Raw genomic sequence first — 21,060 nt, forward strand, 5'->3', positions numbered from 1 at the left:
GCCGCCATTTTTATAATCAGGCGGCTGAAATGGATGTGAGTTACAAGCGAGGAAAGATCCTCTGCCTGTGTGCGGGACTATGCGTGCTGTTATTTGCTGCATCTGTGGCGCGCGCTTCCGACGTTAGCTTTCCGGTACGGTTTATTCCTGATGGCGATACGGTCGTTATGCTGGACGGGAGGTCTGTCAGGCTTGCCGGTATTGATGCACCTGAAATGCCGCGTGATGGAAAAACCGGAGGGCTTTACTCTGTACAATCCCGTGATGTTTTGAGAAAATATCTTGCAGGGGGATTGATTGTATTGAATATGTCCAATAGTGGCAAAGACCGCTTCGGACGCATTGTCGGAGAAGGAAAATTACCTGACGGAACATCATTGAATGAGGTTCTTGTACGAGATGGTGCTGCATGGTTTTATTACCATGATGACGTCCCTGAGGAACTCTCAAAGAGACTTTTACGGGCACAAAAAAAAGCCATAGGAGAAAAGCGGGGGATGTGGGCCTTGGTCCAAGCGTTTGATACTGCCGAAAAAGGTTACAGAGGCAATAAACGTAGCAAGCGTTTCTTTAGCTCTCGATGTGATGCATTCAATAAAATATCCTATCGGAACCGTGTGCATTTTGATAATCTTATACAAGCCTTCCTTCATGGCATGGCTCCGGCCAGATCTTGTTCGGTCTGGCCTGCTCAGCCTTAATGGATTGTGTAAAGCAGCTATGGAACGACCATGAACAAGAAAATTTTGAAACCAGAAGACGCCGCAGATGCTGCGACTGGTTGCGTGCGCACCGGGGGGTGCGATTTTTCGGCTGACGGCCGGATGTGCGAAGCGCTCGACAGAGTAGGAGTTCCCAAAGACGCTAAATGGCGGACGCTGATTTTATATATGCGAGGTCTGCAAGAATATACGTACCTAACTGGCGAGCAGAAAGTTCAGGTTCAGCAGCTCCTTGTCGAAGTTTTGCAGAATAGAGATTTTTCAGAAGAAAGTTATCAGCACATCCTTGAACGGGACAGGCAGATTCTGGTTGCCCCTTATGAGCAACGTCTGAACAGGGCCATGCAGGAAACAGCCAGTCTGGCAGAAGAATTCAGAAATTTGATGCTGCGGCGCAAAGGTGAAGTTGAACACCTTGAGACAGCCAGCATTGACGCTGTTGTGAGCGGTAAAGAGCCTGAAGAAGTAGTGGCAATGCTTAAAAAGACGTTCCATGATGTCATTAACGTGATGGAACGCGATGCAGCAGCCATGACGGAACTAACACAGCGTGACCCGTTAAGTGGTCTTCATAACAGACGAGCTTTTGATGAGTTCCTGCAAGATTCTGTAACGATGTGGCGCAAGAAGGACGTGCCGCTTGCGTTGATAATGCTTGATATTGATAATTTTAAAAACTTCAATGATGAGTTTGGCCATAGGATAGGTGATCAGGCCATCCGCACTGTGGCAAAAATTTTGCAAGATGCTGTTTCAACTCTTGTAGGAAAGAGAGACACAGATGTGTTGGTTGCTCGCTACGGCGGTGAAGAGTTTTCAATTATTCTTCGCGGGCAGTTTGTGGTGAAGGCCGAGGAACTTGCAGAGGCTGCACGTACGAGTATGGAAGCGTTTAACTTTGTCATCCGTAATAATGACGGAGAGGTTGTACGTAGCGGTATCCGTATTACTCTGAGTGCCGGCGTGGCTTATGCAAGTAAGGCATGGCGGGGGGCTTTTGAGGATAACCTGATCGATTCTGCCGATAGTGCTCTTTATGAAGCAAAGCGTCAGGGCAGGAATCTGGTTTGCAAATACCTCGAAGGCAAAGAGGGTGAAGACAGGTTCGAAATAATCGGTTCATGATTTGTTCCCACCTGCTAAACGAGTATGAATAAGTAAAAATGCCGGCACCCTGAGGTGCCGGCATTTTATTTTACTGATTCAGCTTGGAGCGCTGCTCACATTCATCTTTGTACAATTTGTACGTGATTGAATCGACCAGTGCCTGCCAGCTTGCTTCGATGATATTGAAGGAAACGCCTACCGTAACCCACCGGCTATGTTGGTCTCCTGATTCGATGAGAACCCGTACAACAGAAGCCGTGCTGCCTTTTTCATCTTTGGCGCCGGTCAGAACTCTTACTTTAAAGTCCAGCAGGCGCATTTCATTAAGGCGCGGGTAAAAGCCCGACAATGCTTTACGCAGGGCGTTATCCAATGCGTTCACAGGACCCATGCCGGAGGCTGCAGTATGTTCTTCGATGCCCTCAACCTCTACAATGACTGTCGCTTCAGACATGGGCTGATCGTCACGCCCTTGCTTGGACTCAAGCACCCTGAAGTTGATCAGCCTGAAGAACTGCCGTACACCTCTGCGGGCAAGCTTCCGGAAGAGCAGTAATTCTACGGATGCTTCTGCTGCAGCGTAGTCGTAGCCCAGACTTGCTTTGTCTTTAAGCTCTTTCAGCAGTCCTTTGACCACAGGCTCGTCTTTTTCGAGGTGAAAGCCGAACCGTCTGGCAATGGAAACAATATTACTTCTTCCTGCAAGCTCGGTAAGCAGTACCCGTTGCCTGTTACCAATCACCTCAGGGTCCATATGTTCATACAGGCTTGCCATTCTGTTTACTGCACTGGCATGAATACCGCCTTTATGAGCAAACGCAGAGCGACCGACAAAAGGTTGTCTGCTGAACGGCTGAACGTTGGCAACTTCAGAGACAAAGTGCGAGATACGCGTAAGCATCTGCAGGTGCCCCTCGGGAAGACATTGATGCTTGCCCGGGAATTTTTGTTCAAGCGTTGGTATGATTGAACACAGGTTGGCGTTGCCACAGCGTTCGCCAACGCCGTTGATGGTTCCCTGAATATGCTCAGCACCGGCTTGAACAGCGGCAATGGAGTTTGCCACAGCGAGTTCACAATCGTTGTGAGTATGAATGCCGAGTGTTGCATCCGGTAGTGCTTTGCGAACTTCTGCAGTGATGTCGAAAACTTCACTGGGAAGGCTTCCTCCGTTGGTGTCGCAAAGCACCAGAACGCGGGCTCCTGCTTCGTGCGCTTTGCGCAGTGCTGCCAGCGCGTATTCCGGATTCGCTTTATAGCCGTCAAAAAAGTGCTCTGCATCAAAAAGCACTTCATTTAGCTTGCTGTGCAGATAGGCGACCGAATCATGGATAATCTCCAGATTTCGCTCCAACGGTATGCGTAGTGCTTCATTGACGTGAATGTCCCAGCTTTTACCGAAGATAGTGGCCGTCTGAACGCCGGATTCAATAATAGCCCGTAGGTTCGGGTCTTCAGACGCTGCAAAATTCGGGTGATGCGTGCTGCCAAAGGCGGTAATTCGCGCATGCCGTATTGCATAGTTGGTAATCTCGTTGAAGAAAGCGCGATCGACTGGGTTTGATCCCGGCCAGCCGCCTTCAATATAACGGACTCCCAACTCATCGAGCTTTAGAGCTATTTTGATTTTATCTTCAGTGCTGAGGTTGATGTCTTCAGCCTGTGTACCATCGCGGAGCGTAGTGTCGTATATTTCTATCTGCTTCATGGCATTTTATTTTCAGCCTGATTGAGACTGATCCTTGTCGAGGCCGAAAGCGTCATGCAAAGTACGTACGGCCAGTTCTGTGTATTTTTCTTCTATCAGACAGGTGATTTTGATTTCAGAAGTACTGATCATCAAAATGTTAATGTTTTCGCGGCGCAGAGTTGCAAAGGTTTTGCTTGCTACGCCGGAATGGTTTCGCATGCCCACGCCGATGGCGGAAACCTTACATACGTGCAGGTCGTGCAGTACTTCTTTTGCTCCGACTTCTGTCTTGGTTTTTTCGACCAGCTCAAGCGCACTCTTCAGGTCTTTGCGCGGTACGGTGAACGTCATGTCCGTAACGCCGTCCAGACTGGGGTTCTGGACGATCATGTCAACGACGATTCCGGCATCGGCCAGCGGACAGAACAGCGACGCGGCAACACCGGGAGTATCCGGTACCCCGCGTAGGGTAATTCGTGCCTGATCTTTGTCATATGCGATTCCGGATACCATAACGGCTTCCATCTGAGAGTCCTCCTGAGTAAGCAGCGTTCCTGCGTCGTCGGTAAACGTCGAACGGACGCGTACAGGAACTTTATATTTTTTAGCAAATTCGACGGAACGGATTTGTAGAACCTTTGCACCCATGCTGGCCATCTCAAGCATTTCGTCATACGAAATTCTGTCCAGCTTGCGCGCTGTAGAGCACATGTTGGGGTCTGTGGTGTATACGCCGTCTACATCTGTATAAATTTCGCATTCACAGCCAAGAGCCGCAGCAAGGGCTACAGCTGACGTGTCAGAGCCGCCGCGGCCCAATGTGGAGATACGGTTTTTATCTGTAACTCCCTGAAAACCGGCTACGGCAAGCACATCGTGCTGCTCGAGCATGTTGAGCAGAATTTTGCTGTCAATATCAAGAATCCTTGCCCGACCGTGCGAAGTGTTGGTCTTCATGGGAATCTGAAAGCCCAGTACCGACCTTGCACTGACTCCATCCCCCTGCAGAAGCATGGAAAAAAGAGAGACAGAAATTTGTTCACCTGTCGAAATGAGAGCATCGACTTCGGCGGGATCGGGGCATTGTGACCATTGGTCCGCCATTGCGAGTAGGCGGTTTGTCTCTCCGGACATGGCTGACAGGACAGCGACGACCTTGTATCCCTGTGCGCGGGCTTTGAGGACCTTTTGCTTTACCTGTTGCATGCACTCCAGATTGGCAACTGAAGTTCCTCCGAACTTCTGTACTAGAATACGCATACCGTAATCCTGATCGTTTAGCGTTATTTCAACGGACATTAGCCCGCATGGGGGCTGACGGTGCAGCCGGCAGTCCGTGATGCCAGCTCGGCAAGTATGGTTTCCGCCTTGTCGCCAGTTGCTTGAATTGTAACCAGTCGGCCAGAGTCGCACGGTTGCCATGCTAACGTGAGGGCATGGTCTGGACGTGCATCTTCTGGCAGGTATTCGGCCCACTCAACAATAGTCAGGGATGCCCCGTCTTCAATATGATCGTACAGGCTGTCATCCACAGGAGCGCCTTCGAGCCGGTAAAGATCGTAATGCGCTGTTTCCGGTTGAGTAGGGTAAATATTACAAATATTAAAACTGGGGCTGCTTACTTCTGCGTTGTCACCACCCGGCAAAGCGGAAACCAAACCACGAACCAGCGTAGTTTTGCCCGCGCCAAGAGTACCTTTAAGAAAAAGTGCAACGCCGCCGCCGGAATGCATAATGCTTTCCGCCAGTAACGCTCCCAGTTCTTGCGTGGCTTCAGAGTTTTGAAGCCTGAGTAACAGTTGCATTGCTATGCTTGTGGCTATGCGCCCACGAGGGTGCGCAGAACGTCTTCTTTGCCGACAACGCCGACAAGACGACCATCCTGCACCACGGGCAACGTGTAGTACTTGGAGTCCACCATCAAAGTGGCAACTTCATCCAGCGGCGTATCAGGAGATACCGTAACCGGCTCTTCGGTCATGGCGTCTGCCACACGGGTTGCCGCGACTTTTCGCATTTCTGAGTCAACGTCAGATAGCGATTTCAGAGGGATAAAGCCATCAAGGATGGTAAACAGGGAGGGCAGGTTGACCTTTTTTTGTTGTGCAACAAGGTCGCTCTGACAGAGAACACCGACGAGCTTGCCGTTATGGTCCACAACTGGCAGACCATTGAACTTGTGTTCAAGCAGCAGCTTGGTGGCTTCGATAATATCCATGTCAGGAGCTATGGTCACAGGGTCTGCGGACATAATGTCTTTTGCGCTAAGCATGGTAGAGCTCCTTTCTTGTACGTGGAATAATGTCGGCGATTTCTGTTGCGGTAGTACCGCGCAACGGATTTTCGCGCAATAGCTGTTCGCCGGCTTTTCCGTGAATATGTGCGGCTGCCACCGTAGCGTTAAAGGGACCTAGCCCTTGTGCAGTAAAAGCCGCGCACATACCGGCAAGAACATCTCCGGAACCGCCTACTGCAAGAGAAGGGGCACCAGCATTAATAAAAGCTGTGAAGGAACGGCTGTTGGCAACCAATGTTCCGGCACCCTTAAGCAGGCAGGTTGCTGGGCAGCGTTGCGTGAAAAGCTTCATTGCCGCCAGCCTGTCGGCTTGTACCTGATCACAGGTTAGTCCGGTAAGGAATGCCATTTCTCCCGGATGAGGGGTAAGAATATCTATTTCGCGCATCAATGCAAGTGCATGTGTCGGGTGACGTAAATGAAAAAGTGCATCGGCATCAAAAATTGTTGCGGGACGCGGCAGTTCAATTACGTTGGCAAACAGTCGGGCTGCATGTTCCGATCGGCCCATGCCATTGCCTACAAGCAATGCACCGCATCGCTGCAGCAGGTGCACTATGCACTCCGGATCTGCTCCTTCCCAGTTGTCGCCGCACTGAACGGGCACGGTCATGATATCCGGATGGCTGCACTTTACATGGCTTTCAAGGCGTTCAGGAAGGGCTACTGTAACCAGCCCGGCGCCCGACCTGAGAGCTCCCAGAGCAGCCAACAAGGGAGCACCGGAGAGACCTGTGGAGCCACCAAGAATAAGTACATGGCCCGCAGTGCCTTTGTGCATGGCCGCCGAAGGCGGGGGAGGCAGCATAGCCACGGCATCTGTTGTCCTCTGAACTGCAGCCGGCAATTTTTTTTGTACAGACTGGGGGATGCCTATTTCTCGGACATACAGTGTGCCGGTGTGCTCATGTGCTTCTGGCTGCACAAGGCCCAGCTTTGCGGCCTGAAAAGTCACTGTACAGTCCGCTTGCACGCATTCAGGTGCAGGTATGCCTGTTTCTCCGTTAAGTCCGCTGGGGATGTCCAGAGACATCACAAACGCATGCTGCCCTAATGTGTTGATATGCCGTATGGGTGCAAGCATTTCTTCGGAAACATCACCCTTAAGTCCCGTGCCCAAAAGACCGTCTATAACTACGTCAGGCAGTGCGGGGATGCTGTGATCAGTATCATTCCAATAAGCCAGTTGCTTGGAACTGAGCGTAGCAGGAATAAAAGAGTTCGCTGCCGGATCATAGGGGAGAAAAGGGACACCATGCTGCATTGCCTGATCTATGTGCCATGCAGCTTCATTGGCAAAGGCTTCCAACGGTCTGGTGTGTATCACAAGAACCGTTGCACCCGCATTGTACAGGTGGCGGGCAACAGCCGCTGCGTCGCCGGCGTTATTGCCGCCTCCCATGAAACAGATAATCCGTTTGTCAGCCAGCGCTGTTGCCGGATCTTCCTGCAGGTGCGCACCAGTGTGCCGGACGGGGGCAAAGCATGAACTCAGAACTCTGAAAGCTTCTCTGGCCGCGTTTTCCATCAGGAGTTCGGCCGGTATTCCAGCGTCATGAATAGCACTGTGATCCCAGCTGTTCATTTCTGTCGGGGTAGGCAGCGGAAGGTACATATTTAGTCCTGTGGCGTACGGAAGGTTAATTCTCTAATATAACAACTGCTGCAGCCGTATCTCTGCCATGCGTCAATGAAAGGTGAATGCGGGTTACGCCAAGTTGTTCTGCTTGCTCTCTGGCTTCACCGTGCAAGCGGAGTGCGGGCTTGCCGTTCGCTTCATTATATACTTCCAAGTCCTTGAAACTGATTCCCATGGTAAAACCGGTTCCAAGCGCTTTGACAGCAGCTTCTTTAGCGGCAAAGCGGGCAGCCAGCCTTGCTGGTGTGACAGGCTGCAGGCTTTCCAGCTCATTGTCATGCAGAATCCGCTTGGCAAAGCGCTCAGGATGTCTCTCAAGCGCTTTGCGGATACGGTCCAGCTCTGTCAGGTCTATGCCGGTTCCGACTATCACCACGTTATCCCGTTGGGTTAAATGGACGTTTGACCGGACTACTCGGCAAAAGTGCCGATGATGTCTGCCATCTGCCGGACGGCTTTCTCAAAACCAACCATAACGGCACGGGAAACAATGGAGTGTCCGATGGAGTATTCATTAATTCCGGACACATTTTTAAATTCAAAAATGTTGGTGTAATTCAGGCCGTGCCCGAGGTTTACTTTTAACCCCAGCGTGCGGGCTAGCTCGACTCCAGCGATGATTTTATCACGCTCTTTTTTCATTGCCTCTGGGGTAGGAGCATCGGCAAAATGTCCGGTGTGCAGTTCAATGTATTCTGAGCCTACAGCCTTGGCTGCACGGATTTGCTCGGGGTCTGCTTCAATGAACAAGCTGGAGCGGATGCCCTGCGCATGAATGGGAGCAAGGTATTCCCGCAACACATCAACTCTGCCTGCAACAGCCAGCCCGCCTTCAGTGGTAAGCTCTTCCCGCTTTTCAGGGACAAGGCAGACAATATAAGGAGTTACGCGGAGCGCTATCTCCCGCATTTCTTCTGTACCTGCCATCTCAAGGTGTAGACGTGTATTCAGGCACTGCGAAATAAGTTCAACATCTCTGTCCTGTATGTGCCTGCGGTCCTCCCTCAGATGGACAATAACCCCCCTTGCACCTGCCAGTTCGGCTAAATGTGCCGCCGTTACCGGTTCAGGCTCTTTTCCCATCCGTTGCTGACGCAACGTCGCAATATGATCAACATTAACTACCAGAACTGGCATTCTTTTGCTCCTAAGTTTTTTGCAATGTTCAGAACATAGTTATGAAAAAAGTCAAGCCCTGCGGGCCATATTTGCAGCGCTGTAGCGATATAGGAGCAGGCATTGACGTTTTTTATGCTAATGAGTAACTGAACGGTGCAACAACCTTACTACGCATTATACTCAACTTTGATAAGGATACCATAATGAATGTTTGTATCGTAGGCACTGGATACGTAGGTCTCGTCAGTGCTGCCTGCTTTGCAGAAATGGGTAATACCGTCCGCTGCGTGGATGTTAACCCTGAAGTTGTCAAGACACTGAAAGCCGGCAAAGTTCATATTTACGAACCCGGTTTGGAAGAGCTGGTTCGCCGGAACTACGCTGAAGGCCGTCTGCAGTTTACCACAAGCCTTGAAGAAGGGCTTAAGGACTCACTGTTCGTCTTTATTACCGTGGGCACTCCTTCGCGCGAAGACGGCTCTTGTGACCTTGGCTACGTGGAGCAGGTTGCACGTGAAGTCGGTATGTACATGACCGACAAAAAAATCGTTGTTGATAAGTCTACGGTTCCGGTTGGCACTGCAGATAAAGTACGTGCAATTATTGCGGAAGAGTTGGCTAAGCGCGGCGCAGACATTCCTTACGATGTTGTTTCTAACCCGGAATTTCTTAAAGAGGGTGACGCGGTCAACGATTTTATGAAGCCTGATCGCGTTGTTGTAGGTACTGATTCTCCTGAAACTGCGGAGTACCTCAAGCAGCTTTATTCGCCTTTTGCACGCAGTCGCGAAAAGTTGATCGTGATGGGTGTGCGCAGTGCGGAAATGACGAAGTATGCCGCTAACTGCATGCTGGCAACAAAAATTTCTTTTATTAATGAAATCGCAACACTGTGCGAGCGCGTAGGTGCTGATGTTCGCGATGTTCGTACCGGCATCGGTTCTGACCATCGTATTGGTTACCACTTCATCTACCCCGGTGTGGGCTACGGGGGCTCCTGCTTCCCCAAGGACGTAAAAGCCCTGATTCATACCGCGCATGAATATGACTTCCGCCCGCAACTGCTGGAAGCTGTAGAAGATGTCAACTTCCGTCAGAAGCGCCATATGGCAGAGCGTATTATCAACTACTTCGAGCCTCAGGGCGGAGTAGAGGGTAAGACAATCGCGTTGTGGGGACTTGCTTTTAAAGCCAATACTGATGACATGCGCGAAGCCGCGGCCTTAGCCATTATCAAGGAATTGACTGACCGTGGCATGAGAGTCAAAGCTTTTGACCCCGTTGCAGCTGATAATGCCCGTGAACTGCTTGCCGACAATCCGCTTGTAAGCATTGTTGATGAACAGTACGAAGCAGTAGAAGGCGCTCAGGCTCTTCTGGTAGTGACTGAATGGAACCAGTTCCGTAACCCTGACTTCAGTCGGGTACGCAAGTCTTTGACTGCTCCGATTCTTTTTGATGGCAGAAACCTGTATTCGCCCCAGTTCATGGCTGAGGAAGGATTTGCATATTTCTGCGTTGGTCGTCCCGACTAACAGATATGCATGATGTGATTAAAAAGGGCGCTTCAACAAGAAGCGTCCTTTTTTATGCATACTACTCTGACTTGAGAGGCCTGTTGTCGAATGGTAGTGAAGATTACGGACAGGGTGAAAAAGCATTTGGTGAAGTACGTTGGGAAAGTCATAGGAAGTAATATTTGCTTTAGTGATTGTCATAAAGAATGTTGTCGATGCAGTGGTGGATAGGTGCATAAATGTTGTGACTCAGAGATACTACAGTGTAGTTTGAAACAAGTAACCTTCGGTCTGTATATAAAAAAGGGCTGTGAGGTTATCCCACAGCCCTGATTTGTGTGTAACACGTCGAGTTATTGCAGGGCTGATGCCCAGACATTGCCTTTACACGTCGAAGAGCATTTCAAGGTCGTCGCGAGTAAGAGATTTCCAACTATCCTGTCCGGGAATGATGGAGTCTGCAACGTTACGTTTCATATCCTGTAATTTGAGGATCTTCTCTTCAACAGTGTTCTGGCAGATCATCTTATACGAGAACACCTGACTTTTCTGGCCGATACGGTGTGCGCGGTCAGTAGCCTGATTTTCTACTGCAGGGTTCCACCACGGGTCGTAGTGGATTACGTAGTCAGCACTGGTCAGGTTCAGGCCTGTACCACCTGCCTTAAGCGAAATAAGGAAGATGGGAATGTCAGGCGAGTCGTTGAACCTGTCTACCTGATCAAAGCGGTCCTTACTGGTTCCGTCAAGGTAGCAGAAAGGCATATCATTAATCTGCAGCCATGAGCGGATGATATGCAGCATCTGAACAAACTGCGAGAATACCAGTACCTTGTGGCCTTCTTCCACGATGTCAGTAATCATGTCTTTGAAGGCGTCAAACTTGCCGGAGGGCAGGTTCGTTGTCAGGCCGGGCATATCCAGTTTGAGCAGTCTCGGGTGGCAGCAAATCTGACGAAGCTTGAGCAGCGCATCAAGGATGGACATCTGGCTTTTAGCGATGCCTTTTTCATCCACGTCAGCCATGACCTGCTCTTTAAGCCGCTTGGCAAGTGCGCCGTAAAGTTCCTGCTGCTCTTCTGCAAGAGCACAGTAGTAGACGTTTTCCACCTTGGGCGGCAGGTCTTTTGCCACTTCTGATTTAGTACGTCGCAGGATAAACGGTTTAACGCGAGTACGAAGGTATTCCAGCGTATCCGGGTCCCCATCCTTGATGGGTTTGATGATTCCGCGCTGGAAGCTGTGCTGCGAACCGAGGAAGCCGGGCATAAGGAACTCAAACAACGACCACAGCTCAAAGAGGTTGTTCTCAATGGGCGTACCCGACAGGCAGAGACGCAGATCTGCGCTGATCTTGCGCACAGAACGGGCGGTGATTGTGTTCGGGTTCTTGATATTCTGGGCTTCGTCAAGAATGAGCGAGTTGAATTCGTATTCCTGTAGTTCTTCAAGGTCACGGCGCAGCAGAGCATACGTGGTGACTACAATGTCAGAATCTGCAATCTGGGCAAACATATTTTCACGGCGGGTACCGTAAATGATCAGTCTGCGCAGGTTGGGTACAAACTTTTGCGCTTCACGGTCCCAGTTAGGCAGAACGGAGGTCGGCACAACGATCAGGTTGGGACCGGTGCGGCCGCTTTCCACCATGTACTGGATGAACGAAAGAGTCTGAATGGTCTTACCAAGGCCCATTTCGTCAGCCAGAATACCGCCGAAGCCATATTCGCGCAGGAAGTTAAGATAACTGAGTCCCTGTTGCTGGTAACCACGCAGGGTGGCATTCAGCCCCTTGGGCTGGTCAATGATTTTGATTTCTTGGAAGGTATGAATCTTTTCGCGCAATGAGTTCCAGAACGAATCTGTCTGAACTTCAGGCAGGTCTTCCAGAAGGTTGTCCAGCAGCGGGGCTTCGTATTGTTCAAAGCGCTTTTTGGGAGCCTTTTCAGGGTCAAGGCCCATGGCACGAAGCTTGTGTCCCAATGTCTTAAGCCATGACTCGGGTAAGCTTGTGTACGAGCCGTCTTTTAACTGAACGTAACGCTTACCTTCTGTCCACGCCTTCCAGATTTTTTCAATGGGAACGCTCTGACCATCGTACTCAACGTTAAGGTCAAGCGAGAACCACTTTTCCTCTTCGTTGGATTCAACTTTAGCCGAAATGATCGGCTGCGACAGACGTACCTTGTAACGCGAGAGAGCCTTTTCGCCGTATACGCGGTATTCAGCAATCAGCTTGGGGTATGCGTCCAGCAAAAAGTTGATAGCTTCCTCCGGCTCAAGGAACCAGACCCTGTTGTTACGCGGCTGGAAGTTCATTTCCAGCAATTGCTGCGTAAGGGCGGCCTCCTGATCTTGTTGGCGCCGTAAAAGGAACGTTTGCCCCTCAAACGGATAACTGCCTGTCTGGAATTCGGGGTTCGGCCCGGGTAGCAGGAATTCTCCGTGAATCGTCTCGTAGATGTTCTGAATCTGTAAAGTCAGCAGACTGCCTTCTTCGTCCAGATATAACTTGGGGTTATAGCTGGCAGGAACGAAGATGGGCTCCATATGCTCAAGAAACTCTTCCTGACCGTACAAGTCGGAAGCTGGCAGCTGCGTCCATACACGGTCAAGGAATTCCGAGATGTCTTCCTGCGGAATGACGGGAGGGTGTTGTGCAAGTTCCTGAACAAGACCGGAGCTGAGACTGGTGTGTACAGGGTAAAATCCCCGGCGCCAGCATACCCATAGCGGCAGTTGACCGTGGAAGGTAACTTCAGAGTCAAGAATCGATTGCGGTGCTTTGCCTTCGCGGTGCAGCATAACGTCAAAGCCCAGCCCTCCATCAAGAAGGCGTGGCTGAAGCTTCAGGCGCATAGTGGTGCTGTCGATATGGCAAGGTTTTTCAGTTTCCTGCCAGAACAGATAATACTCGTTACGGATTGTCCAGAAAAACCAGGTGAGCAGACCATCAGGAATTTCTACACGGTGTCCCATGTAGTCCAGATACTGTCCTATCTGTCTGGCGACAGCCGGTAAGTCCGGAGACAGCTCGCACCAGTCAGGATTGTTGATAATCTGGTCAAGCGTGACTTCGTTGTGAACCGTTGAAAGGCCTGATTTGTTCTGGCGCGCACGGAAGAAGGACACCTGAAGCCTGCCCGGCTCAGGGTGAAAACGGTAGATCAGGTAGTGCTTGCCTGCTTCCGGCTCAAACTCGGTTGAGAAAAAGTTTCTGAAGCTCTGTCGCCACTCCATTTTGGGCGCAACAGGTTCCGCTTCGTCAGATGATTCAAGGGACGAAAGCAATTTGAGAGCAGCGGCCCCTACATGGCGGCACACACCGGAAAACGAATCCGGGCAGTTGCACATGTAGTTGATCGTCTCTTCACTTATGTTTAACGAAAGTTTGGGCGAATAATTTTGAAAATCATCGCCTTGAATGTGTGCCTCAACATCCCAGTAGCCCCCGCTTTTTTTCAAGCTAAGCTTAAGGACTCCCCCGCTGTTGAGGATGTTGTGCGACCCGTCAATGATATACTCCGGAACCGTGTCAGTCACGAATTCCTGCAACATTGATTTTACGGTCGTTTCCTCTGGTCTGTCCATGGTAAGGTCTAGCTCCTCTACAGTGCGGAATCCGCCTTGCGGGCAGCCGCAACAGCGTGTCCCCCCGCGTGGTAAGCGCGGACTGTTTATAGTACTAGGTGAAAACCTTGCTGTTTTCAACGGAACGGAACTTTGGTAGGTGCATATGTTAGGGGCACTCACCCTTAGTTTTCTATTGAAGAATAACGTATCCGCCGGAATTGGCAATAGCCTGAGAGGTTTTCATGAAACGAGTGTTAACAGTTTTTGCCAGTGTGTTGCTTTTGTGCGTACTTGGAGCCTGTGACGGTGGTGAAAAAACTTCCACTGATGAGCAGCAGTCTTTAAACGAGCAGCCGTCAGCAGCCAACCCCCTTCCTGAAGTTGCAACAAAAAACAACGTAAAGCCTGACTATGGTGGCCGCATAGTTATTGGCACTATAGGCGAACCTACCAACCTTATCAGTGCACTTTCAAATGATAGCGCATCAAAGGAAATCACTAGTCAGCTATATATCGGTTTGCTGAAATACGACAAAGACCTGGAGATAGTTCCATGGGCTGCCGAATCCTATGACGTGGAAGAAGGCGGAACGCTGTTGCGTTTTCGACTTCGAAAAGGAATTCAATGGGAAGATGGCACAGAACTGACAGCAGATGATGTCGAGTTCACATACCGCATGATGATAGACCCCAAAACCCCCACGGCATATGCAAGTGACTTTCTGGCAGTAAAGGAATTCCGTAAAATCGACAAATACACAGTCGAAGTGCGGTATGAAAAACCTTTTGCCAGATCACTCATTACTTGGATGAGTGACATCCTGCCCAAGCATAAGCTTGAAGGACAGGATTTAGTAACTACACCTTTGCTGCGTAAACCTGTAGGTTCCGGCCCCTATAAATTGAAAGAATGGGTGCCCGGCAGCAGGGTAGTACTGGAAGCGAACGACTCTTATTTTGAAGGTCGTCCGTATATTGATGAGGTTGTGTATCGTAACATTCCTGATTTGGCTACCATGTTCCTTGAATTAAAAGCTGGAAAGCTTGATATGATGGGACTCACTCCTCAGCAATTCAAGTTTCAGTCTAATGGGGGCGAGTGGGACGCTAATTGGCAGAAATTTCGCTACTTGTCGTTTGGTTACGCATACCTCGGATATAATCTTGAAAGAGCCCCGTTCAACGAGTTGAACGTCCGTCGTGCCTTGTCTTATGGCATTGACCGCAAAGCTTTGATTGCCGGAGTGCTGCTGGGGGAAGGCAGGACGACTGTCGGGCCGTATAAGCCCGAAACGTGGGTGTATAATGACAAGCTTGATGAATACCCTTATGATATTGCCGAGGCGCGTAGACTTTTAGCACAAGCAGGCTTTACAGATTCCGACGGAAACGGTGTGGTAGAGCGCGATGGCCAGCCTTTTGTCTTTACTATTCTGACCAATCAGGGAAATGATCAGCGTATAAAAGCTGCAACGATTATTCAAAGCCAGCTGAAGCAGGTTGGAGTGGATGTACGCATCCGTACTGTTGAATGGGCGGCATTTGTGAAAGAGTTTGTTGAAAAAGGGCGTTTTGACGCGGTGCTGCTGGGATGGAATATCTTGCAAGACCCTGACATTTTTATGGTCTGGCATTCCTCTCAAGCTGTGGCCGGCGGGCTGAATTTTACCAAGTACCGTAATCCAGAGGTTGATTCGCTGCTTGAGCAAGCCAGATCAGTGCTGGATCAGGAAAGCAGAAAGCCGCTGTATGACGAAGTTCAACGTATTCTCGACTATGAACAGCCGTATTCATTTTTGTACGTGCCGTACGCCCTGCCCATTGTACATGCCCGCTTCAAGGGTGTTGAGCCTGCTCCTGCAGGGTTGACGCATAATTTTACCAAGTGGTGGGTTCCCGCCGGAATGCAACGGTATAAAGCCGCTTCCGGCAGAGCTGCCTCTAACGATGAGACAAAGAAGAACTAGATGATCCGTATACAGGACATACTCGATACCATTGCGGAGTATCGGCAGGATGCCGATATCGAGCTTATTCAGAAAGCATACGTATTTTCTGCCTCTGCTCATGCGGGGCAGACACGTCTTTCCGGCGAACCTTACCTTATGCATCCTCTTGCAGTGGCGCACAGTCTGGCCAAGATGCGTCTGGACGAGGCCTCCATTGCTGCGGGGCTGCTGCATGATACCGTCGAAGATACCGAAACTTCCATTGAAGAGATTGATTCGCTGTTCGGTGAAGAAGTTGCTGATATTGTCGATGGGGTGACAAAAATCAGCCAGATGACCTTCGACAGTAAAGAAGAGGCGCAGGCTGAAAATATCCGTAAAATGGTTCTGGCAATGGCGGAAGATATTCGCGTGCTCATCGTTAAACTGGCAGACCGCCTGCACAATATGAGTACGCTGGATTTCCAGAAGCCGCATAAGCAAAAGCTGATTGCACAGGAAACAATGGATATTTACGCGCCGCTGGCGAACAGGCTGGGGCTGCACCGCATGAAGCTGCAGCTTGAGGACCTCTCGTTACGGTACCTTAAGCCAGACATCTGGAGTCAGCTTTCTGACTGGTTGGAAAAAAAGCGTGTTGCAGACACTGATTATATAAATCAGGTGATAGGCATTTTGCAGGGAATGCTTGAAGAAAACGACATCCCGGGCAAGGTGAAAGGGCGTGTAAAGCATATTAACAGTATCTATCGCAAAATGCTGCAGCAGAACCTTGCTCTTGATGAAGTGCCGGATGTTATCGCGTTCCGTGTAATCGTGGACGACGTGAAGAATTGCTATGCCATGCTTGGGCTTGTTCATGCGGCCTGGAAGCCAATTCATGGAAGATTCAAAGACTATATCTCCATGCCTAAGGCTAACATGTACCAGAGCCTGCATACTACGGTGGTCGGTCCCGGCGGCGAACGTATCGAGATTCAGATACGTACGGCAGAAATGAACCGTATGGCGGAACACGGCGTTGCATCTCACTGGCTTTACAAAGAAGGCAAACGTGTAAGCTCTAAAGATGTCAGACAATTTGCGTGGTTGCGCGAGATGCTGGACTGGCAGAAAATGGAAAGTGATTCGCGTGAGTTCATGCGGTCGCTTAAGTTCGATCTTTTCAAAGAAGAAGTCTACGTTTTCACTCCGCGAGGTGAAGTAAAAGAGCTGCCGGAAGGGGCTACCCCTATCGACTTTGCTTATCTTATCCATACTAAAGTCGGTGACCATTGTTCCGGCGCCAAAGTAAACGGCAAACTCGTTCCTCTTTCCACAAAGCTGGTTAACAGCGATACCGTCGAGATCATTACCGACCCAAACCGTCACCCGAGCAGAGACTGGCTTAAGTTTGTAAAAACAGCCAAAGCAAGAACCAGAATCAACAACTATATACGTACGGAAGAGCGCAGCCGTAGTATCGCTCTTGGCCGTGAAATGTTGGAAAAGCAGGGCCGCAGAATGGGGCTTAATTTTGCTCGCTTGTTGAAAGAAGGTGAGTTTCAGGCCATTGCGGAAGAGTTTTCTTATCGCGATGTGGAAGAACTGCTGTCGTCAGTGGGGTATGCACGCCTTACTCCGCGCAAGGTGTTGCGCCGCTTGCTTCCTAAAGAGGAAGAGCCGTCCAAGCCGCAGGAAACCAGACAACAGGAGCCTGCGAAAGAGCGTCGCAAATCGGATAGTGTAAGTATCAAAGGTGTGGATGACGTTCTTGTGCGGTTCGGGAAGTGTTGCAATCCTGTTCCTGGCGATGCCATTGTGGGCTATATCAGCCGTGGCAGAGGTGTGACCGTCCATACTTCCGACTGTGTGAATGTTCAGGCTATGGAGCCGGAGCGCCTGATAAGTGTGTTTTGGGATGGTGCAGAAGACAAGCCGTATCCTGCGCGTGTTCATATGCTGTGCCAGAATAAGATCGGTGCTTTTGCAGAAGTTACCGCTCTGCTGGCAGAAGAAAATGTGAATATTGATGCATGCCACATGCGTTCATCAGTAGATGGAAAGTCTGAGCTGGATGTTACGGTGGAAGTTCGTGACGTTGCGCATCTGTATAGAACTATCGACAGGTTACGGCATCTGGATGCCGTTATTGAGGTTGCGCGTTCGTCGTCTCATAGTGATTAGATTCCACCTTGTTTTTTATATGCAGAATGAGAAAGGGCCGCCTGTATGGGCGGCCCTTTCGTCTGGCGCTTTGAGTGAGGAGGATGGTCTTTCCTGAAGTAGTGTCTTCGTACCGTCCCCTGGCGTCATGGAAGCCTGTGGTTAGTATGCTGTTGTAAGCGTCTCCCTTTCTGGCGCTCGGTTATGCCCCGAGAAGATTCAGGGCCAACCTCGGGAGAGTGTTTGCCTGCGACAGCATAGCAACTGCGGACTGTGACAGAATCTGTTGTCTGGTAAATTCTGTCATCTCAAGCGATACGTCCACGTCGGAAATACGCGATTCCGCCGCTTGCAGGTTTTCAGACTGAATCTGCAGGTTGCTGATTGTATTTTCCAGTCTGTTTTGAATGGCACCAAGATTTGCCCGGATTTTATCCTTGGAAACGATGGCGTCTTCCAGTGCCGCAAGTGCTGCCTGAGCGGCAGACTGCGTTGAAATGGTATACGCCTGTGCGCTTGATCCTGCCTGGGTTCCCACGCCCAGAGCGGACGCTGTGGATGCTCCGATCTTGATGTAGTAATAGTCCTCCGCCGAGTCGTTGGCAGTGCCGAAGTGTACCTTCAGCTTGCCGGTGGAAGAAAGACCGCTACCATCGTGTGTGTCACTGGAGAGGTTGCCGTTCAACAGGTAGATGCCGTTGAAGTCGGTGGCGTTTGCGATACGGGTAATCTCTGAAGCCATTGCCTGATACTCGGAATCGATAATCAGACGCTGGTCAGAGGTATACGTACCTGTTGAAGCCTGCTCTGCCAGTTCCTTCATACGAATGAGCTTTTCGTCAATGACCTGCAATGCACCGTCAGCTGTTTGAATCAGTGAAATTGCATCGTTTGCGTTGCGTATACCCTGATTGAGGGCTGCAATGTCAGAACGCATAATTTCACGGATTGCGAGACCGGCGGCGTCATCGGCAGCGGTTCCCACTCGAAGACCTGATGAAAGGCGGCGAATTGACGTAGCAAGTTTGCTGTACGAACCACTAAGGTTGTTCGCCGCGTTCAAGGCCATTAAATTGTGGTTGATTACTAGAGACATGACCATTCCTCCTTGAATGTGTCACGGCTTCCTCACCACTTGTCGGGGAGCGGTCAGATAGAATTCACGTTCTTCTGACCCGTAGATTCTCCCCTCCCCACTCGCAAGGCTTATCGGCATATAGAAGTTGAACTTTAGGGTTCAGGATGAAAAAAATGTTTTTTTATTTTTAAAAGCAAAAAGCTTTTTTCTTGTGATGGGTTGTGACGCTATAGAGCTTGCCTGTCGAGGGTGGTGTGATGGTGTAAGGCGGGAAAGTATATGGGAAGACGGGCCGAGAATTTATCGGCGTGGAGCTGGTAGGGGGGTTATGAAGTTGCTTGCGAGACGTTTCTTTCAAAGCTGAAGTGAAAGAAAGAGTAGCAAAGCTAAGAAAAACTTAGTGTTGCCGATGCGGTTACTAGGGGGACAGCCAAGATGAGAAATAGCGTGGGGCCTAAAACAGATAGGACAAACATAGGACATATATAGGCCAAACCCGCTACTGGCGAAGCTTGCCAACGCGTACCGGTCGACAGCTTCGGACAAAAAGAAGGGCGAAATCCAAAAATGAGAAATATGTTTGATGAGAAGCGTTATTCTTGCGCGATTTCTTTTTAGGGCGTGTCCGGTTACAAAAAGAATCAGTGAGCCAAAGAGGCAGGAGAGGAGGTGCAGTATGGAAAAAGAGAAATATCAATGAATACTTGCGTCTTTGGAAATGCATAAAAAAGGACTTGCAGTGTTACCGCAAGTCCCGTTTTTTCTGGTCGGGATGAAAGGATTCGAACCTTCGGCCTCAGCGTCCCGAACGCTGCGCTCTAGCCAAACTGAGCCACATCCCGTGAGGAGGTGGTTTTTAGCGAAGTCGAATGATAAATGCAAGTACTTTTTACATTCGATTGCAAAAAAAAGGGTGTTTCCTTATGCTTGGTAAAAGACTAAACTTGTCTTCAGTTCTTTGTACTAATTCGGGTACTATGTTTTTTTGTTACTGTATATTGTCCATGCTCATTTCGGGTGAATAAGGATAACGGCTATGTTTCGTATCGTCTCGGCGCTATGATGTGTAGTCAGGAACGTTAGGAGTACTTGGTGATTAAAGTCGTCGTAGTTGATGATTCCGCCTTTATGCGCAAGGCCCTGAGCAGTATGCTGGAAAAAGACCCCGGCATTACCGTTGTTGCTACAGCCCGTAACGGGGAAGAAGGGCTGGAGTTGATCCGTAAGCATGATCCTGACGTGGTGACGCTTGATATTGAAATGCCGCGCATGGATGGATTGACAGCTTTGCGGCACATTATGATGGAGATGCCCAGACCGGTTTTGATGGTAAGCTCTCTTACCATGGAAGGGGCGGAAGCTACTCTTAAAGCGATGGAACTGGGCGCTGTAGACTTTATTCCTAAACAGCTTTCAAAAGTATCCCTTGATATCATCAAGATTGAAAAAGACCTGCAGGATAAGGTGAAAGCTATTTCTCGCCGTAAAATGCCTGTCAGGCCTCTGCGTCCTGCCCCTGTAGCCCGCCCGGTTACTTCCGGTCTGGCAAAGGGTGCTGCTGTTCCTTCCCGTCCTGTGGCTGCAAAGGCTACCCCTCTGGTCGCACGTAGCGGCAAACCTGTAGTGGATGCGGTTGCTATCGGCGTTTCTACCGGTGGACCGCCAGCCGTGCAGAAAGTGCTTTCCGTTCTTCCGGCAGACTTTCCGGTGGGGATTGTCATTGCTCAGCATATGCCTGCTGCTTTTACAGGGCCTTTTGCAAAACGTTTGGATAGCGTTTGTGCAATTTCAGTAAAAGAAGCCGAACATGGCGACTTGCTTACCCCTGCAACAGCATATATTGCTCCTGGCGGAAAACACGTTCGGATTGCCAATAACCGCGGAAGGTTGGTTGTTGAAGTAACTACAGATCCGGCGGATGCATTGTATAAGCCTTCGGCAAATGTGCTGATGGAATCTGCCGGGCTTGCTTTGGGGCGTCGTTCTTTGGGTGTTATTCTCACGGGTATGGGTAGCGACGGAATGGAAGGAATGAAGGTGCTGAAGCAAAAGGGGGGACGTGCTCTGGCACAAAGTGATTCTACCTGTGTTGTATACGGGATGCCTAAAGCCATTGTGGATGCAGGCCTTGCTGACGGCATCATTGACATTGATGATATGGCAGAAGCCATTATGAATGCTGTTTATAAGTGAAATCAGACCTTGTGACCTGCTATAGTTAAGCT

At 50.0% G+C, this 21,060-nt stretch carries 15 protein-coding genes and 1 tRNA gene; 6 read left to right on the plus strand and 10 right to left on the minus strand.

The features are described 5' to 3' along the window. Positions 1 to 29: 29 nt before the first annotated feature. Positions 30 to 701, plus strand: coding sequence for a thermonuclease family protein (locus ACK5LI_RS08000; RefSeq protein WP_416948002.1), 672 nt, complete (start codon positions 30 to 32; stop codon positions 699 to 701). Between the two features lie 30 nt (positions 702 to 731). Further along, on the plus strand, positions 732 to 1,847 hold the full coding sequence (locus ACK5LI_RS08005; protein WP_416948004.1) for a GGDEF domain-containing protein: 1,116 nt from the start codon (positions 732 to 734) through the stop codon (positions 1,845 to 1,847). 70 nt (positions 1,848 to 1,917) lie between these two features. Here ACK5LI_RS08005 and cimA read toward each other — a convergent pair whose 3' ends face one another. The 7 genes from cimA to ACK5LI_RS08040 are packed head-to-tail and all read right to left on the minus strand — an operon-like array spanning position 1,918 to position 8,591. Further along, positions 1,918 to 3,537, minus strand: coding sequence for a citramalate synthase (gene cimA, locus ACK5LI_RS08010; protein ID WP_416948006.1), 1,620 nt, complete (start codon positions 3,535 to 3,537; stop codon positions 1,918 to 1,920). A gap of 12 nt (positions 3,538 to 3,549) precedes the next feature. After that, entirely contained in the window at positions 3,550 to 4,779 is a 1,230-nt protein-coding gene (locus tag ACK5LI_RS08015; RefSeq protein ID WP_416948008.1) for an aspartate kinase, read from the minus strand. A 38-nt stretch (positions 4,780 to 4,817) separates the two neighbouring features. After that, positions 4,818 to 5,324: a tRNA (adenosine(37)-N6)-threonylcarbamoyltransferase complex ATPase subunit type 1 TsaE gene (gene tsaE, locus ACK5LI_RS08020; RefSeq protein ID WP_416948010.1), complete on the minus strand. Its 507-nt coding sequence runs from the start codon at positions 5,322 to 5,324 to the stop codon at positions 4,818 to 4,820. 14 nt (positions 5,325 to 5,338) lie between these two features. Next, entirely contained in the window at positions 5,339 to 5,791 is a 453-nt protein-coding gene (locus ACK5LI_RS08025; RefSeq protein WP_416948012.1) for a CBS domain-containing protein, read from the minus strand. Beyond that, on the minus strand, positions 5,784 to 7,430 hold the full coding sequence (locus ACK5LI_RS08030) for an NAD(P)H-hydrate dehydratase (RefSeq protein WP_416948014.1): 1,647 nt from the start codon (positions 7,428 to 7,430) through the stop codon (positions 5,784 to 5,786). The genes ACK5LI_RS08025 and ACK5LI_RS08030 overlap by 8 nt, the downstream gene beginning before the upstream one ends. Before the next feature lie 25 nt (positions 7,431 to 7,455). Beyond that, entirely contained in the window at positions 7,456 to 7,827 is a 372-nt protein-coding gene (locus tag ACK5LI_RS08035; protein WP_416948016.1) for a holo-[acyl-carrier-protein] synthase, read from the minus strand. Between the two features lie 38 nt (positions 7,828 to 7,865). Further along, positions 7,866 to 8,591 (minus strand): pyridoxine 5'-phosphate synthase, encoded by a 726-nt coding sequence (locus ACK5LI_RS08040; protein WP_416948018.1) that lies wholly within the window; start codon positions 8,589 to 8,591, stop codon positions 7,866 to 7,868. Between the two features lie 185 nt (positions 8,592 to 8,776). On the opposite strand from ACK5LI_RS08040, the gene ACK5LI_RS08045 reads away from it, so the two are divergent. Beyond that, a complete protein-coding gene (locus ACK5LI_RS08045) occupies positions 8,777 to 10,108 on the plus strand; it encodes a UDP-glucose dehydrogenase family protein (protein WP_416948020.1) in 1,332 nt (443 codons plus the stop codon). 366 nt (positions 10,109 to 10,474) lie between these two features. On the opposite strand, the gene ACK5LI_RS08050 is transcribed toward ACK5LI_RS08045, so the two are convergent. Beyond that, complete coding sequence (locus ACK5LI_RS08050) at positions 10,475 to 13,681, minus strand: DEAD/DEAH box helicase (protein WP_416948023.1); 3,207 nt, start codon at positions 13,679 to 13,681, stop codon at positions 10,475 to 10,477. A 224-nt stretch (positions 13,682 to 13,905) separates the two neighbouring features. Here ACK5LI_RS08050 and ACK5LI_RS08055 point away from each other — a divergent pair, with 224 nt between their 5' ends. Next, positions 13,906 to 15,630, plus strand: a complete 1,725-nt coding sequence (locus ACK5LI_RS08055) for a peptide-binding protein (RefSeq protein WP_416948025.1) — start codon at positions 13,906 to 13,908, stop codon at positions 15,628 to 15,630. Then, a complete protein-coding gene (locus ACK5LI_RS08060; protein ID WP_416948027.1) occupies positions 15,631 to 17,778 on the plus strand; it encodes a RelA/SpoT family protein in 2,148 nt (715 codons plus the stop codon). A 181-nt stretch (positions 17,779 to 17,959) separates the two neighbouring features. Here the strand turns inward: ACK5LI_RS08060 and ACK5LI_RS08065 are convergent, their stop codons facing one another. Both ACK5LI_RS08065 and ACK5LI_RS08070 read right to left on the minus strand, forming a co-directional pair. Further along, a complete protein-coding gene (locus ACK5LI_RS08065) occupies positions 17,960 to 18,853 on the minus strand; it encodes a flagellin (protein WP_416948029.1) in 894 nt (297 codons plus the stop codon). A 746-nt stretch (positions 18,854 to 19,599) separates the two neighbouring features. Next, a tRNA-Pro gene (locus ACK5LI_RS08070) sits at positions 19,600 to 19,677 on the minus strand. Between the two features lie 250 nt (positions 19,678 to 19,927). On the opposite strand from ACK5LI_RS08070, the gene ACK5LI_RS08075 reads away from it, so the two are divergent. Beyond that, positions 19,928 to 21,028 (plus strand): protein-glutamate methylesterase/protein-glutamine glutaminase, encoded by a 1,101-nt coding sequence (locus tag ACK5LI_RS08075; protein ID WP_416948031.1) that lies wholly within the window; start codon positions 19,928 to 19,930, stop codon positions 21,026 to 21,028. Positions 21,029 to 21,060: the final 32 nt, after the last annotated feature.

The organism is Oleidesulfovibrio sp. (genome assembly GCF_047973035.1).
In the GTDB taxonomy this organism is placed as follows: domain Bacteria; phylum Desulfobacterota; class Desulfovibrionia; order Desulfovibrionales; family Desulfovibrionaceae; genus Oleidesulfovibrio.

Excerpts from the sequence above, each read along its gene's own strand:
- ACK5LI_RS08000 (WP_416948002.1), top strand. The coding sequence starts at position 30 with ATGGATGTGAGTTACAAGCGAGGAAAGATCCTCTGCCTGTGTGCGGGA.
- ACK5LI_RS08005 (WP_416948004.1), top strand. The coding sequence starts at position 732 with ATGAACAAGAAAATTTTGAAACCAGAAGACGCCGCAGATGCTGCGACT.
- cimA (WP_416948006.1), bottom strand. The coding sequence starts at position 3,537 with ATGAAGCAGATAGAAATATACGACACTACGCTCCGCGATGGTACACAG.
- ACK5LI_RS08015 (WP_416948008.1), bottom strand. The coding sequence starts at position 4,779 with ATGCGTATTCTAGTACAGAAGTTCGGAGGAACTTCAGTTGCCAATCTG.
- tsaE (WP_416948010.1), bottom strand. The coding sequence starts at position 5,324 with ATGCAACTGTTACTCAGGCTTCAAAACTCTGAAGCCACGCAAGAACTG.
- ACK5LI_RS08025 (WP_416948012.1), bottom strand. The coding sequence starts at position 5,791 with ATGCTTAGCGCAAAAGACATTATGTCCGCAGACCCTGTGACCATAGCT.
- ACK5LI_RS08030 (WP_416948014.1), bottom strand. The coding sequence starts at position 7,430 with ATGTACCTTCCGCTGCCTACCCCGACAGAAATGAACAGCTGGGATCAC.
- ACK5LI_RS08040 (WP_416948018.1), bottom strand. The coding sequence starts at position 8,591 with ATGCCAGTTCTGGTAGTTAATGTTGATCATATTGCGACGTTGCGTCAG.
- ACK5LI_RS08045 (WP_416948020.1), top strand. The coding sequence starts at position 8,777 with ATGAATGTTTGTATCGTAGGCACTGGATACGTAGGTCTCGTCAGTGCT.
- ACK5LI_RS08050 (WP_416948023.1), bottom strand. The coding sequence starts at position 13,681 with ATGGACAGACCAGAGGAAACGACCGTAAAATCAATGTTGCAGGAATTC.
- ACK5LI_RS08055 (WP_416948025.1), top strand. The coding sequence starts at position 13,906 with ATGAAACGAGTGTTAACAGTTTTTGCCAGTGTGTTGCTTTTGTGCGTA.
- ACK5LI_RS08060 (WP_416948027.1), top strand. The coding sequence starts at position 15,631 with ATGATCCGTATACAGGACATACTCGATACCATTGCGGAGTATCGGCAG.
- ACK5LI_RS08065 (WP_416948029.1), bottom strand. The coding sequence starts at position 18,853 with ATGTCTCTAGTAATCAACCACAATTTAATGGCCTTGAACGCGGCGAAC.